We start from the raw sequence: 13,567 nt of genomic DNA, 5'->3' as shown, positions 1-13,567 counted from the left end.
AGCGTAAGTGAGGGAAGTTGTGGCAGAAGGTCTGACGACCTTATACACGGCAGATCAGGTGGCCGCGATCAATACGATCGACGAGCCGCTGCAGATCATCGCCTGCGCTGGTTCAGGCAAGACCCAGGTGATCTCTCAAAGGATCGCGAAGATCTTGGGACGGCCGGGGGTCGAACCGCGCAACGTCGTCGCCTTCACGTTCACAGAGAAGGCTGCGGCGGAACTGAAGGAGCGAGTTCTGGGGATCCTTCAGGAGGAGCGAGGCGAAGTCACCGGCCTCGCTGAGATGTATATCGGCACCATGCACGGGTACACGCTCGACCTCCTGCAGCGGCTAGTGCCCGACACGTTCAAGTACTCCGTGCTGACCGAGATCACGTCACGACTTCTCGTCGACAAGTACAGCAAGCAGTCCGGACTCACCACCTGCCCCACCATCGGGACGAAGCAGAGTCATCTCAAGCGCTGGCAGAACTCTCGGCTCTACCTGCAGGTCCTCGGGACGCTTCGAGAGGACGAGATCGACGAGTCTCTGGTCCCAGCCGGGGTTCTGGATTCTCTTGACTCCTATGTCAAGCTGGTATACGGGCAGGCCAACTTCGACTTCACTGCGATGATCGCACTCGCGGTCGAACTCCTGGAGATCGATCCTGACGAGGACGACAACGCCGAGGTCATCCAGCGGCACATCCGAGATGACATTAAGTACCTCGTCGTCGACGAGTACCAAGATGTCAACCCTTTGCAGGAGCGCCTGATCCGCGGGCTTGTCCAGTACGGCGCGAACCTGTGCGTCGTCGGAGACGATGATCAGACGATCTACCAGTGGCGGGGCAGCGAAGTCGCGAACATCATCGACTTCGCCCATCGGCACGGCGACGTCAAGCAGGTCGTGCTGAACGACAACTTCCGCTCGTCCAAGGGCGTCGTCGAACTGGGGCGATCTGTAGCGGAGCTGATTCCAACCGGTGACCGTCTTCCGAAGAAGATGGTCGCTTCTGGCCACCAGAACTGGGAGCGAGGCGACCTCCTGGCCCTCGACTTTGCCACCCCTGAGGATGAGGCAGCCTGGATCTGCGATCGGATCGAGCACCTTCAGGGCGTGCCCTTCACGGACAAGCCAAGAGCGGAGCCGCGCGGCTTGTCGTACTCCGACTGCGCCGTGCTGTTGCGCTCGGTCGCCAAGGACGCGGGGCCGATCGTTGAGGAGATGAAGAAGCGCCAGATCCCCTACGTGATAAAGGGGTTAAACCGCCTCTTCGACGCGGACGAGATCAAGGCGTGCGTCGGCATCTTCCGGTACATGGTGAACGAGATCGACACGAGCCTGCTCCGAGAGCTATGGGCAAAGTCCGATTTGCTTCCAAACCCCGCCAAGTGGGCCTCAGCTGTGGCGATCCTGGACGCCGGCAAGGACTTCAAGAAAGGCGAGCGTTGGGGGGTCTACAACATTCAACGCCTCTACCTCGACTTCCTCGCTGCCCTCGAGATCCGAGAAGAGACAATCCCCGGACCGAAGGGTCGGGGGGAACTCGTGTTCTACGAATTGGGGAAGTTCAGCCAGGCCATCTCCGACTTCGAACAGATACACTTCTCGAGCGAGCCGAGCGAGAAGTACAAGACGTTCGCTGGCTGGCTCGAGCACCAGGCGCCCGACTACTACGCCGAGTCGGATGGTGACGTTGGCTACGCGACCCCCGACGCCGTCACCATCGCCACAGTCCACCAGTCGAAGGGCATGCAGTGGCCAGCCGTCTTCCTGCCTTGCATGCGCGCCAACAGGTTTCCAGCCCAGCGCATCGGCGGACTGTCGATGTTCCACGTCATCCCGGCGGAGGCGATCAAGGATCCCGACCGGTACAAGGGGACGAAGGACGACGAGCGGCGCCTGTTCTACGTCGCGGTAACCAGGGCACAGAAGTTTCTGAACGTCACCTTCTCGCCCGGGGTTGGCCGCAACCACAAGCGACAGTCCGAGTTCTTTATCCACTGCACCGGTAACCAGTGGGTGTCGACGAGCACTAGCCCGATCACGGGTAAGCGCCTCGAGCCTCGAGCCATCCACGAGATCCCTCAAGTAACTCTGTCGTTCTCGGAGTTGAAGTACCTGTTCGAGTGCCCCTACGAGTTCAAGCTCCGATTCCTCTACGGCTTCAACGCACCGCTACACGAGGCGCTCGGATATGGAAAAGGCCTTCACGATGCGCTGTCGGAAGTGCACAAGAAGGCGACCGCAGGCGAGATCATGACAGCAGATGACGCCACAGATTTGGTTGATAGGCATCTACACACTCCGTTTGCCTACCCTGAGTTGCGGCGCAACCTCGAGCGAGCTGCGGCCGAGGCGATTGAACGTTACTTCAAATTGCACGGAAGCACGATCGGGAATACTGTGCACTCCGAGAAGCAGATCCAAGTGCACATCGCCCCCGGGATCACGGTCGATGGCCGCATCGACTTGATTCGGAAGCTCGATACCGACGAGCTGGCGATTGTGGACTTCAAGTCGACCGAGCGAGCCCAGGACGAGGATGTCACTCGGGATCAGTTGCACGTATACGCGCTCGGGTACGAGGAGCTAACAGGCGATAACGCTGACGTCGTCGAAGTGCTGAACCTCGATGCCGGTGGTAAGAGCCATCGAGACCAAGTGGACGACCATATGCTAGATGACGTGCGTGAACGGATACGCACGTCGGGTGAGAAACTCCGCAAGAATGAGTTGCCTCGGCTCCCTACCTTTGGGGCCAAGTGCTCGACATGCGACGTTGTTGAGCTGTGTCGGCCCCGGCCAGAAAGCGCGCCGTAGCAAAACTCCGTTATCTGGTGGGCAAGCTTGTCTTATCCCGAGTCCGAGGCGTTAATCCGATAGTCATGTTGTTTCGTCACCACGGCGGTTAACTCGTTAGCCTGTCGGTCCAGCCACGTAGCGTCAAATTGGCAGTCCGCAAAGTAGTTATAAGAGACGAATGGCTAGGGCGTCTTTAAGTGGCGGGTCGAGTGCAGTTGCTGCGTCGTCATTAACACCTAATATTGTCGATTCGTAGTGACGATGGCCAACTAGATCTACAAGTTCTACAAGTTCTACAATACTGACCGAATCCACAGCCACATCGGTAACATCAGCCCTGACCAGTACAAGGCCTTTGGGCCTCAACCCAACAACTCCAGTAACCCACGGTCAAGAAGAGGGGAACACATCACCCGGACCGGTTCACGGGGACATCCCAACGACACTCGACGATCGGGATGCTCAGCCCAATGAACGATGAAATTCTCTGACCGCGGAGTTTCTGCCGCGAAAAACAACACTCCACTATTCGGGGAAAATTACGGTATGGCGGGCGACCGCCGATATCGACCACTCCGTTTGTCAGATCATCAGCATCTCGGGAGGTCCGGCCTCGCTGGCGGAGCACACACACAGGCGAGCATCACTGGGGAGTTTTGCTCAGCGCCGTCAGATGATGTCCCAGCGTGTTCCGTTTCGTGCGATGACCCCTAGGTCGTTACCTCAGTCTCAACGGGCACGCGGAGCTGCACCGCGATCGGAGTGTAGAGGTCTACGTCCTGCTCGTCCGTTGCCAGCGACAGAATGAGTGCGTATCGAACGGGCATGTCTAGTGTCATTTGCCACGGTGAAGGGACCGCTGTGAGCTGATTTTTGCCATGTGGATGGGACCACCTGGATTGCCAGTTATGGGACCACCGGCGCGTTGCGCTGGTGGTCTCTTGTTTTGTCAGTTGACTCGGCCGTGACGAGCAGTCATGGAAGGGGCGGCGGCATGGGCTATCGGGAGGTTGCTGTGGAAGAGATCAGAGAAGTCCTGCGGTTGTGGCTGGGTCTGGCGGTGGGGTTACCGTCGCCGGGTCTACGCACGATCGCCGCGCATGCGGGGGTGGACCGCAAAACGGTGCGTCGCTACGTCGTGGCCGCGCAGGCAGCTGGTGTGACGCGCGAGTCAGGGGCGGCGGGGCTCACCGATGAGGTGATCGGTCAGATCGTCGCTGCGGTCCGTCCGGCCCGCCCGAACGGGCATGGGCAGTCCTGGGAGCTGTTGGTGCCGTTCACCACGCAGATCAAGGCCTGGGTGGCCGGGTCGGACGACGCGAAACCGTTGACGGTGACCAAGATTCACGAATTGTTGGGCCGTCGAGGCTGTGTGGTGCCCTACCGGACGTTGGTGCGGTTCGCTACCGAGGAGTGCGGGTACCGGCGCACGGCGACGACGGTACGGGTCGCCGATGGTGAGCCGGGGGTGGAGTGCCAACTCGACTTCGGCTATCTGGGGATGCTCACTGACCCGCAGACGGGCCGGCGCCGCAAGGTGCACGCGCTGGTGCTCACGGCGGTGTATTCGCGGCACACATTCGTGTGGCTGACGTATTCGCAGACGCTAGCCGCGGTGATCGCCGGCTGCGAGGCGGCGTGGGAGTTCTTCGGCGGCGTGTTCGCGGTCCTGATCCCGGATAACATGAAAGCGATTGTCACTCAGGCGCATAAGCTGGAACCTCAACTCGGTCGCGGATGGCTCGACTATGCCCAGCATGCCGGATTCGTCACCGACACCGCCCGGGTACGCACCCCGACCGATAAACCACGGGTGGAACGCACGATCCATTTCGTGCAGAACAACTTCTGGGCCGGCGAGAACTTCACCAGCCTGTCCGAGGCGCAAGACGCGGCCCAGGTGTGGTGTGCCGATCGGGCCGGCCTGCGGGTGCACGGCACCACCGCGATGGCGCCGGCGCTCGTGTTCGCCGCCGACGAAGCTGCCCTGCTGTTACCGGTACCGGCCGCCTATGATGTGCCGATCTTCAAACAGGTGAAGGTACACAGAGACTTTCACGCCTCAGTCGGCAAGGCGTTGTACTCGCTGCCCGAAACGTGGATCGGCACCGTCCTCGACGTGCGCGCCGACAGCCAGAGCGTGAAGTTCTATCACCGCGGGCAGTTGGTCAAACAGCACCCTCGCCAGGCGCCGGGCGGGCGCAGCACCGATGCCAACGACTACCCTGCGGACAAGAGTGCGTACGCGATGCGCAACATCACCGCCCAACTCGACAGTTGTGACCGTCATGGCCCGAATATCGGAATCTACGCCGCCCGCCTGGTCGACGACCCGCAGCCGTGGTCACGGATGCGGTCGGTCTACGCGCTGATCGGGCTGGTCAGCCGCTACGGGCCCGGTCCGGTCGATACCGCATGCGCCACCGCGTTGGCCCTCGACGTGATCTCGGTGCCCAAGATCGGCTCCATGCTCGCCCGCGCCACCGAGAAGTCCACTCCGGCCCTGCCCGCCGCTGCCGGCCAGTCACCGACCCGATTCTCCCGCGACCCAGCCGAATACGCGACCACCCCAACGCAACTCACCCTCATCATCACCGATGCCGACAGTGAGGACAACTGATGACGACCCGACCGACGACTCCCGAACCGCTCGGCGCCGACATGATCGGCATGCTCAAAACGCTCAAGCTCGGTGCGCTCGCCGACACGCTGCCCGCCCGCGCCGCCCTGGCCCGACAGCACAAAACCTCCCACCTCGGGTTCCTCGAACAGCTACTCGCCGATGAAGTTTCCCGACGCGAATCCAGCTCAGCAGCACGACGATCAGCCAAAGCCGGTCTCGACCCGGCCATGCGCATCGAGGGCTGGGAAGCCACCGACGACCTCCGCTATGACCGCACCCTCCTCGAGGACCTGACCGCACTCCGCTTCCTCGACGCCGGGCACTCCGTCATCCTCCTCGGCCCCGTCGGAGTCGGCAAAACACATCTAGCAAATGCACTGGGCCACATGGCCATCGGACGCCGGCGCTCGGTCGTTTTCGGACGTGCGGACAAACTGTTCCACCGCCTCAAAGCCGCCCGCCTCGACAACAGCGTCGACGCCGAACTCCGCCGCCTGACTGCCGTCGACATCCTGATCATCGACGACTTCGCACTCCGCGCGCTCGACGCCACCGAAACCAACGATTTCTACGAACTCGTCGTCGAACGCCAAACCAAGACCACCATCATCACCTCCAACCGAGAGCCCGCCGAATGGCTCACCATGACCGCCGACGCTCTGCTCGCCCAATCGGCCATCGACCGCCTCACCTCGCGCGCCCACACCCTCGTCATCGAAGGCCCGTCCTACCGGCAACGCGACCGCACTCGTCTTGACGGCCGACACCACGACGAGCATCCTCAATAACGCGCCACGGTGGTCCCATCCTCATGGCAACACGGCGGTCCCATAGCCGTGGCAAATGACATCTAGTCTGTCGCGGCGCTTGTTGTTCTTCCACCATCCGCCGATTGGATAAATTGCGACTGAGTTGCACTGTGCTAGTTCTGCACCGGTTCCGGTCCACTCATCCTGATGCAGCGAGCCGAGAGTCCTCTGCATCTCGCCTAATAGCCACCGGTCAGATGTCGTCGCGGCGGAAGCCGACTGTCTGCCTTCCTGTGCCTCAGCGTTCCGGTTCACCCTATCGATGAATTCTCTGCGAGTTTCAAGTGCACCCTGCAGGTCGAAGCGAAGGGAATGCGACGCGTAGGCATATTTCTGCCTCCAACCTCTGCGGGAGGCAGACGGCTCGATGAAGTAGGAGAGGGTTACTCGGAGGCGAACGGTGTGATCCCCCAGCTCCGACAACGCCTCTGAGGGCCAGGGAAGAGTGTGCACGCGGAAGCGCCGTGAGCTGTATTCCATTCCCTCGAACGGAATGAACTGGTCCTGAGTAACCAGCGTCACCGCGCGACTTGAGGAGTTGAGCACTGAGTCCTCGGTAGGAACTCCCCAACCAAATCGGCGGAGCTGTTCCAACCGCTTCCTGCGGCCACTAGTCCCGGTCACGGCGTCGGCCATCGCGGACGTCCACTCAGCTTCGTGCGTCAGCAGGCCGCGCACAGTCTCCGGCCAATAGTCCGGGTAGCGGTCCATTGCGAGCGCAGCCAGCCGAGCAGCCTGGGCGGTCGCAGCGCTGGTTGCGTTCGCGGACGTCATGGCGGTGCTATTGGCCGCGCCAGTTGACCGTAACGAGAGGATCGGCAGTTTGTCCTCGAACAGGCCAGCACCGTCGGTGAGAACGTTGCCGCCCTCCATGCAGATGTCAGGCTTCACAGGCGTGTGCCGATGCCGGAACATCATCGACGTGCGGCTGTGGGGTGAAAGCTCACCGGAACCGGCGAGCACAGTCCATCCGCTGTACTGCGGATGCTGCGGGGCCTCAACCAGCTCGGTGTGAGCACCGACGGTAAGTGCGTTCCACGCTTGCGCAGGGTCCTCTATGGGCGATAGATCGCAGTTGTCCGCGTAGTTGCTCGCGTAGTCCCCGACGTTGCCAGCAGCGACGACTATCAACCGCGACGCGTCGGGGTCGGGCTCCGATACGAGTTGGAACTCATCTCCATCTCGGCCGGACTCTGTGCCGACCGCGAGTGCGTCGACTGCTGCGGACCACAGGGTCGGTTCCCCTGGATTGTCCGGCTCCGCGCTGAGAGTCAGAGCGAAGACTCTGCGCCTGCTGCGGGTGATCTCGGGAAGCGCGACTGCTTGCACAGTAGCGCTGCCGAAGTCCAGGTGGTCGGTTGCGGTTTCACCGGGACCGGGCATCAGTCGAACTGATTCCAGTCGATGCCGAAGTAAGATCGGGTCGTTTCCCTGTAGTGCAGCATCGAGATCGCCAAATAGGGCGAGACCTGCCATCGACGTTCCGTGCCCGAATGAGCTCACGTCGGAACCGCTCACTCCGATCACAGTGTGTAGGTCATCCGGATCAAGCGAGTCTTCAAGAAGTACGTGGGTGCGGAGTACCCCGGTGTCTAGGTGACATACAGCCGGAGCATCGTTCTTAGCGGCGGTCGTCCGCTGCGCCAGGTCGGTGACGTACTCGTCCTGCTCGGCGGCGGGCAGATCCTCGATCGTTTCGATGAACTCGGGGCGACGAATCTCCGCTAGCGGTACCGCGGTGAACGGTAGCGGTTGAAGCTGTGCCCACGTCGCTTCGACCCAGACAACCAGGCGGTCGCGGAAGCGGACAGATCGACGCAGCGTTCTCAACTCATGCACTTGGGCGTACCCGTCCAGCGCTTGCACGTTGCCACCGGACGTGTCTAGCCAGATTTCCCACCAGTGAACTCCCCTCTCGGGAGGGGCTCCATCTGATGTCCACAGATCCAGCAGAACTGCCTGCCGAATCCGAGAGATGTTCGCTACCAGCTCACGGTTCTTCGGCTGACCCGTAAGGGTCACTTCCCCGTCGCGAAAGTCTTCGAACAGCTTCAGAAAACCGGCACGATGCTTGTCGGACACCCACACCGTTGCTCGCTCCGGTTCGGTGTCAGATCCCGGGCGAACCGACAGCAGCAGCCACCGCGGCTGCTTCGGTCGCTTCGTATGCCGAGTGATCTGATTGAGCGAGTCCACTTTGAGTGGGTGGGCTGCATCGACACCCTCCAGGACGATGATCGTCCCCTGAGCCGCGAGCTCATCACCAGAGAGTTCCAGCGCCGCGCGATCCTCGGTAGCGGCGTCGAACGAGTCCTCCAAGTCCTTATTCAGAGCCGCGCCATGCGCAGCTCGGTCGACATCTCGCGCCTTCGAACCGCCCCCTCCCGGACCGGAGTACCGGCTAAAGGGCTCTGACGCCGCGGACCGCGGGACGTAAAGGTGATCCCGGGTCCGGCCGGCGTCAGTCAAGGCTGGCCGATCGACGGAGGTTCAATGCAGCGATGAGGTCGTCGCGTTGGACCACAGACTGTCCGCGCATCAGTACCGCCTTCGCCGCGTTCTCAGCGGCCTTGACTAGATCGGCGTGGCTAAGCCCGTTGGTGTACTCGCCAAGCTTTGTGAGACTCGACTTGTCGACGAGCGAGCCGAGACGTGCCCGCATCACCGCCGTTGCCTGTCGCGCATCTGGCAAAGAGTAAACGAGGACAGCGTCAAATCGGCGGAACAGCGCGCGATCAAGGATCGATCGATGGTTGGTGGCGGCGATAACGATCGACTCCGGACTAGAGTCCTCCAAGAACACAAGGAACGAGTTGAGGATTCTGCGAGCTTCCCCCACATCGTTCCCCGAGCGGTCTGCGCCGAGAGCATCGAACTCGTCGAAGAGATACACCGCCCGTTCAGCTGCAACGACGTCGAAAACCAACCTCAGCTTCGACGCGGTCTCGCCCATGTACTTGCTCAGCAACCCGTCGAGACGCACGGTGTAGAGCGGTAGACCTAACTCCGTGGCAATCACCGACGCAGTCATTGTCTTGCCGGTCCCCGGCGGCCCTTCCAAGAGGAGGCGATGTGCAGGAGTGAACCCGTGATCAAGCAGGTTCTTGCGTTGACGCTGCTCGGCGAGAACTTGTTTAATCTGGGCAAGACGGTCTGCTGGCGCTACGAGTTCTTTGAGCGGAACGGACGGATGCGAGACCTCGACCAGTTCACCTATGTCGCCACGTACCCGAGGAAGACTGCTCACCGTCGAGAGTGGGGCTCGCTCGCGAGAGGCCTCCACAGCGTTCTTGATGTTCTTCGCAAGCACGTGGTGCCCCTGCCGTGCCTCCCGCGCCGCGATCTGAAGGGCAATCGAGTAGAACGCGGCGTCGTCACCAGCCGCGTGGTTACGAATCATCGCGGTGATGTGCTCACCCAACCCCGCCATCGCATCTCCGTCTCGCCGCCAGGTTCACCGTGGTAACTAATGCTACGGTCCCGACATCCCTGGGCGTACCCGCGGTCGATCCCATGTTGCGCTCGTAACTCTCAGCTGGGCTTCGCCTGAACAAACGCCGATCCCGCCCCGGAGCGCACGCACACCGCTTAAACCCCTTCGGCGGTGATTGTGAACGAGGCTCATCGATTCTCCCTAGGTGCGCTCGTTGAAATTCCACACCTGTAGGTGACTCGTACTCTAGCGTTCGTCGGACTCGTGCGGCCGCAATGCGCTGGTTCTGGGAGCGTGCGTGGTGGTCGCGCAGGCGGTAGGAATCGCCGTCGAGTTTGAGGACGACGGAGCGATGCAGTAGCCGGTCGAGCATTGCAGCGGCGACGGTGGTGTCGCCGAGGACTTGGCCCCATTCGGCCACTGATCGGTTGATGGTGATGACGATGCTAGTTTCAAATATCGTTGTGCCGCAGCCTGAAACAGTGCCGTGGCTGCTTCGACGGGCAACGGTAGGTAGCCGAGTTCGTCGATGACCAGCAGTGTCGGGCCGGCGAAGAACCGCATGCAGATCGCCCAGCGTCCCTCGACGGCGGCTTTGGCAGCGGGCGGCCAGCCTTGTCATCGGGTTCGCCACCGCGGACCGCCAACGTCGCCAGCGCCACCAAGTCGCGCGAGTCGCTGGGACGCCCGTCGCGCTCGGGCAAACCGTGCACGGCACGACTCCAGAACCACGGGACCGCACTCGCACTCCACCGGGCGCCGAGAAGACCGCCGGCGATCGCGGCCACGGTGTCGGTGTCGTTGCCGACGCGGATTGCGGTGTCGAGCGCACTCTGCAGGTGACGGCACGGCATCGCGTCGGGGATCGGGGCCTGCGTGATGGCCGCGGCCGCCGATTGAAGTGCGGTAAGTGAACCCGTTCGGCGAGAACGACTTCGGAGGCTCCGAAGCAGCCGCGTCGGGCCAACCACTGGTCGACTCGCTCGTCGGGTAGTAGGTCGAGTCCGGCGCGGACGTCGAACTTGCCGTCCAGAACCGTCACCCGGATCGCCTCGCACCACAAGACACACGAATCACCGGCGAGGGGATCGGCGTGGGTGAGTCCGGCCACCAGCCGCGCGGCGTCGGCTAGGGCGTCCCGATCGTCGAGGTGCGCGAGCGCGACGGGTGCGGTTCTCATCAACGCACCGTTGCCGGCCGAGTGCGGGTGCTGCTCGGCGTAGGCGTTCGCCTCCTCGCGCATGATCGCGCCCGCGCCGAGTCCACCGCCGCTGAGCCGACGCCTCGTCGCGCTCAGAACAGCGCGGGTTTGGATGCCGATATCGGCCGGGCCGCCGTCGAACCAGCGCAGGAAGTTGTCGGCGATAGCGTCAAGCGCCTCGTCCGTGGTGAGGTCGGCACCGGTCGCCGCGACGTCGGCGATCGCCATCGCCATGGACGTGTCGTCACTCCATTCGCCGGGAGCGAAGTCGCCTAGACCTCCGCCGAGCATCTGGGGCGCCTCGTCGCCGCGCAGGACGCGGGACTCGAACTCGTACGGAACGCCGAGCGCATCACCAGCGGCTGTCCCGAGGAGAACACCTGCGGCGCGGTCGAGTTGGGCGGTGGTGAGGTGCATATCGTTCCTCCTGGTGAAGAGTTCAGTCGCGCTCGGCGCGGTGAGTCGTCGGCGTTGAGGGCAGAACCTGGGGACAGTGTCATAGAGGACGAGCTCAGTCCCGGCGCCGGCCACGCTTCCGGTTGGACATGTGGTACGAGTCTCGGGTTGCTTTCGAAACGTAGGCTGCGCCAGACTCATGCAGTCTGAACGCCAGAGCGCGAAGCGCCCGCAAATCGGCATTGATCGCGCCACGGTCGTCCGGCGAGCTCAAATTGGCGGCTTCCGCCAGCCGTGCCCGCGCGCGCCGGAGCGCATCTTGGCCGGTCGCGAGGTCGCCACGCTCGAAGGCACGCGAGGCATCCAGCTTCTCGGCCTGACCTTCTTGGTAGAGCTTCTCGGACTGCACCTTCGGATCGGGTATCCGATCACCCAGCTCGTCGCCCGGCACCACGTTGACCGAAATGGGCAGCGTCACCGTGTGCTCGGTCAACGTGGCCGTTTCTACGTAGCGCAACTCCAGGTCGGCAACCTGTGTGACCCCGAGCGCGACAAGCCCGTCGACCTTCATCTGCAGCAACAGCTTTCGCTCCTCCAGCGCGTGCAGGTCACCGAGCTCGATCATCAGCTCGCGCTCAGCGGTCTGGTGGACCGGAAGGTCGTTGTACAGAGCCAGCTTCTGCACCTGCGGTACGAAACGCACGGTCAGGGTGACGGCCTGAGCCGATTTGGCCAGCAACCCGTCCACCTCACCAGCGATTGCCGCACCGGCAGCATCCGGGTCGTCGGCGAAGACGTGGTTACCGTTGCCCGCCTTCGCCATCGCGGACAGCAGCGTTTCGTCGTACCCGCGGCCGTAACCGAGCGTCGACGTGACGATGCCGTCAGCGGCAGCTTTCGCGGTGACGCCGGCGAGGGCGTCGACGTCTTGAATGCCTTGATTCACGTGACCATCGCTGACGATCAGCACGGTCCCGCCTCGAATACCTGCCGCGGTAGTTCCGCGTCGCAGCTCCTGCAGTGCGCGTAGGTAGCCCGACGACAGGTCGGTGAGGCCCCCGGCGTCGATGCCAGCAACGGCATCGGTCGCGCGTTGCTTGTCTGTGAGAGGACCGGCGGGGACCACGACGTCGGCCTAGTCGTCGAACGTAACCAGCCCGAACACATCGGTCGGGTCGAGTTGGGCGACCACGCTCGTGAGTGCTTTGCGTGCGCCGGCCAGGGGAGCGCCCGACATCGACCCGCTCCGGTCGAGCACGACCTGGAACGCTGTCGGTGTCCGGTCCGTGACAGGACCGGCCGGTGCCTGCAGTTCGAGCAGCACGGTCACCTCGTCGGCGGCTTCGTGGGCGACGACCTCGACATCGAGCGCAGCAGAGAGTTTCATCCGTCTTCCTTCCTCCAACCCGCCTCGATCGTGTTGTCACCGAAGCCGAGGCGACGACGCTGCTCGTGGTGCGGGAGCGCGACGGCGGTAAGGCTTTGACGGCGAACGCAGATCTGGGGCGAGAACCCCTCATGACTCACTGATGATCGCATCGACCACCGACAATTTCGGTCCGCCTTGCGACTGCGGGATGACGCCGCACCGTTCTGGCGTCCGCGGGGCCAACGTGCCCCAACTCGCGTAGTGTCCCGAATCTTCGGGGCGAACGCTGCCTCCCGCAGACCAGCCTGGCGGTGTCCGCGAATCCGGTTCAGGTTGGTGCGATCGGACTTAGGCTGCCCCTGACGCCCGAGCGGACCGCGGGCGGGCCTGTGCAGCTGAGAACGGATGACGATGACGACTGATTCGGAGCATGATCACGTCGCTGCGATCGAGCGACTCAAGTACCGCTACTGGCGAGCGTCAGATGCCAAAGACGCGGACGCATTTCGCGGCTGCTTCGTGCGCACCGGCGCGCGGATCGACTACGGGCCGATGGGCAGCTTCGACGATGCCGACGCCCTGACGGACATCTTTCGGCGGGTCGCTCTGCACAAGGTCGACGACCGGTTCGCCATCCTCGACATGCACCACGGCATGCATCCGGACATCACCCTCTCCAGCGATACGACTGCGACGGGGCGGTGGTCGTTGCGCTTCCGACAGGTGAACCTGCTCGACCGGACCGAGACGGTCATGCTGGGGGAGTACGACGACGAGTACGTCGTCGAAGACGGCAAGTGGAAGATCGCCGCGTCGAAGCTGACTGAACGCTGGCGGCTGCAGCAGCCACTGTCACCTGACGTGGAGATCACTGAGGGGACGTTCGGGACCGCAGACGGCTGATTCGGGTGTCGCTCATAGCTCTTGACGGTTGGCATTACAGAT

At 62.7% G+C, this 13,567-nt stretch carries 6 protein-coding genes and 4 pseudogenes; 4 read left to right on the top strand and 6 right to left on the bottom strand.

Going from position 1 to position 13,567, the window contains the following annotated elements; genetic code table 11:
- The first annotated feature begins 7 nt into the window (after positions 1–7).
- The 3 genes from AB4Z55_RS14940 to istB all read left to right on the top strand — a co-directional run bounded on the left by AB4Z55_RS14940 (position 8) and on the right by istB (position 6,202).
- Positions 8–2,809, top strand: coding sequence for an ATP-dependent helicase (locus AB4Z55_RS14940; RefSeq protein ID WP_369519992.1), 2,802 nt, complete (start codon positions 8–10; stop codon positions 2,807–2,809).
- Between the two features lie 976 nt (positions 2,810–3,785).
- Positions 3,786–5,411, top strand: a complete 1,626-nt coding sequence (gene istA / locus AB4Z55_RS14935; RefSeq protein WP_354563582.1) for an IS21 family transposase — start codon at positions 3,786–3,788, stop codon at positions 5,409–5,411.
- Entirely contained in the window at positions 5,411–6,202 is a 792-nt protein-coding gene (gene istB, locus AB4Z55_RS14930) for an IS21-like element helper ATPase IstB (RefSeq protein ID WP_354563584.1), read from the top strand. Before istA ends, istB begins: the two co-directional genes overlap by 1 nt.
- 21 nt (positions 6,203–6,223) lie before the next feature.
- Here the strand turns inward: istB and AB4Z55_RS14925 are convergent, their stop codons facing one another.
- The 6 genes and pseudogenes from AB4Z55_RS14925 to AB4Z55_RS14900 all read right to left on the bottom strand — a co-directional run bounded on the left by AB4Z55_RS14925 (position 6,224) and on the right by AB4Z55_RS14900 (position 12,640).
- A complete protein-coding gene (locus AB4Z55_RS14925; RefSeq protein WP_369519991.1) occupies positions 6,224–8,542 on the bottom strand; it encodes a S8 family peptidase in 2,319 nt (772 codons plus the stop codon).
- A 142-nt stretch (positions 8,543–8,684) separates the two neighbouring features.
- Positions 8,685–9,653, bottom strand: a complete 969-nt coding sequence (locus AB4Z55_RS14920) for an AAA family ATPase (protein ID WP_369519990.1) — start codon at positions 9,651–9,653, stop codon at positions 8,685–8,687.
- A gap of 289 nt (positions 9,654–9,942) precedes the next feature.
- Positions 9,943–10,269 (bottom strand): annotated as a pseudogene (locus AB4Z55_RS14915) (ATP-binding protein); the annotation flags it as partial.
- Between the two features lie 178 nt (positions 10,270–10,447).
- Positions 10,448–10,627: pseudogene (locus AB4Z55_RS14910) on the bottom strand (hypothetical protein); the annotation flags it as partial.
- A gap of 83 nt (positions 10,628–10,710) precedes the next feature.
- A pseudogene (locus AB4Z55_RS14905) lies at positions 10,711–11,274 on the bottom strand (ADP-ribosylglycohydrolase family protein); the annotation flags it as partial.
- Between the two features lie 94 nt (positions 11,275–11,368).
- Positions 11,369–12,640 (bottom strand): annotated as a pseudogene (locus AB4Z55_RS14900) (VWA domain-containing protein).
- Positions 12,641–13,033: 393 nt separating this feature from the next.
- Here AB4Z55_RS14900 and AB4Z55_RS14895 point away from each other — a divergent pair.
- Entirely contained in the window at positions 13,034–13,525 is a 492-nt protein-coding gene (locus AB4Z55_RS14895; protein WP_369519989.1) for a nuclear transport factor 2 family protein, read from the top strand.
- The last annotated feature ends 42 nt before the right edge of the window (positions 13,526–13,567 follow it).

Source organism: Gordonia sp. ABKF26 (assembly GCF_041103195.1).
GTDB classification, from domain to species: Bacteria; Actinomycetota; Actinomycetes; order Mycobacteriales; family Mycobacteriaceae; genus Gordonia; species Gordonia terrae.
This window is presented reverse-complemented; position numbering and strand designations above follow the sequence as displayed.

Excerpts from the sequence above, each read along its gene's own strand:
- AB4Z55_RS14920 (WP_369519990.1), bottom strand. The coding sequence starts at position 9,653 with ATGGCGGGGTTGGGTGAGCACATCACCGCGATGATTCGTAACCACGCG.
- istA (WP_354563582.1), top strand. The coding sequence starts at position 3,786 with ATGGGCTATCGGGAGGTTGCTGTGGAAGAGATCAGAGAAGTCCTGCGG.
- AB4Z55_RS14895 (WP_369519989.1), top strand. The coding sequence starts at position 13,034 with ATGACGACTGATTCGGAGCATGATCACGTCGCTGCGATCGAGCGACTC.
- istB (WP_354563584.1), top strand. The coding sequence starts at position 5,411 with ATGACGACCCGACCGACGACTCCCGAACCGCTCGGCGCCGACATGATC.